The sequence below is a fragment of the Morganella sp. GD04133 genome (assembly GCF_029835375.1).
GTDB lineage: Bacteria > Pseudomonadota > Gammaproteobacteria > Enterobacterales > Enterobacteriaceae > Morganella > Morganella morganii_B.
This window is the reverse complement of sequence record NZ_JAODZS010000089.1, coordinates 1-1,491: the sequence shown is the minus strand read 5'-3', so window position 1 is coordinate 1,491 and position 1,491 is coordinate 1. Positions and strand designations below refer to the sequence as shown.

General features: G+C 45.0%; 2 protein-coding genes and 1 pseudogene. All 3 read right to left on the bottom strand.

Features of this window, described 5'->3' with window-relative positions; all coding sequences use genetic code 11:
* The coding region (locus N7387_RS21175) for a hypothetical protein (protein ID WP_279800940.1) at positions 1-584 on the bottom strand (584 nt) is incomplete at its 3' end.
* Positions 585-586: 2 nt separating this feature from the next.
* Complete coding sequence (locus N7387_RS21170; RefSeq protein ID WP_279800939.1) at positions 587-877, bottom strand: hypothetical protein; 291 nt, start codon at positions 875-877, stop codon at positions 587-589.
* Positions 874-1,491: pseudogene (locus N7387_RS21165) on the bottom strand (hypothetical protein); the annotation flags it as partial. The pseudogene N7387_RS21165 and the gene N7387_RS21170, both read right to left, overlap by 4 nt.

Sequence of the window (1,491 nt, the reverse complement as noted above, 5' to 3'; positions counted from 1 at the left end):
TTCCAGGCATAAACCACCCTGCCATTCACGGCAAAATTAATCTTACCGGCAACACATAGTGATCTGATTTGCTCCAGCGGAGTTCCTGAGTAATACCCGTTTGTCTGTGACCCGGTAACGCCCTTGTCCACGAAATCATAATCGGATGCATTACATATATCTTTCAGTATTTGCGTGAAATTTCTTGTCCCTTTGAATGAGTAATCAGGTGCTTTACTGCTCATCAATTGTTTTGATGCTGACGCGATAAACTCAACCCCAACGTCCGGCGTTTCGTTCATATCGGCGTTAACATAATAAACATTACCAGAGTATACCAGGCTGTCATTTGCGTAGATTTCAACCTCTACTGTCGCTCCTGCCTGCACATGGTAGCCACTTGCACCCACCTTGCATAACGCCGTAATTAGTTCCGTGCTGAGTCCGTATATTGTAAAATTGGCATTCCCGGCCATTGCCGCCCCGCCGTTTGTTACTTTCACGCTGGCCTTGCAATTATCAAGGGTTATCCTGTTTTCTGTTTTCCCGCGAATATCAATTCCACTGGTATCAAAAACGAACTTTAATCTGTTGTTTTTGTACATTGTTAATCCTCTACGTAATAAAGATTAAACCGGATTCCGAGACCGTCACCAACAGGATCATTTGCCCCTTCTTTATCGAGGAAAAACAGGTCGCCTTTAAATGGCAGATAGCTGTATCTGACAATTCGTGTTGCATACAGGCACGGGACACCGGTCAGCACGACGGTATCGTTAGCGGTTAAATCCATATACAGGCCAGAATCACGCTGCACAAGCCGGATAAGGCAATCCTGATCAGACAGTGTCACACGTATCGCCTGAGCCTTGCCGGGAGTTAGTGATATTCTGATCATAAAACCTTCCTAGATAATTCATCTATTGTCCGACGAACAACCCTTTCTGACGGAGTTTCATTGACAAACGTATTAACTGCGTCCATAGCTGAGTTTATTTCGTTAGCCGCATAATCAAGTCCCTTGTTTATCGTGCCGGTTACCGTATCGTAAGTATCACGCGCAAAATCAAGAGCATCATTCAGGAATGATAACTCTTTCCCTGTGTCATTGGCTGTAGGCTGGCTTGTTCCCGCCTGCTGCTCTGCCGTTGCTGCTACGCCATCAGGACCAGGTGAATCCTCATTATTTATCGGTTTCTCCTCCGACTGCGGCGACCCTAAAGTAACCTCCATCTGCTGCATGATCTCAGTGAAATACAATGAAACAGTAAGCAGGGTTACGCCGGTCTGACTTGATACCTGATATGACCAGTTAACCAAATCGTAACTGTCATAATTCCCTTTAGGCGTTTCAATGTTGTAGATTGCCGCTTTACCAATCATCTCCTGAATAATTTTCAGTGACGCATTCTGAGATGTCAGTGTCATATTGAAAATATTGGGGATATTCCCGGAGAAGCCGGTCAGACCATCGAGAAGGATTTCGCACTTTATCTGATTCGGTTCCTTAAC

What these genes read in the sequence shown, in the direction of transcription:
- N7387_RS21170 (WP_279800939.1), bottom strand. Translation starts at nt 877, where the DNA reads ATGATCAGAATATCACTAACTCCCGGCAAGGCTCAGGCGATACGTGTG.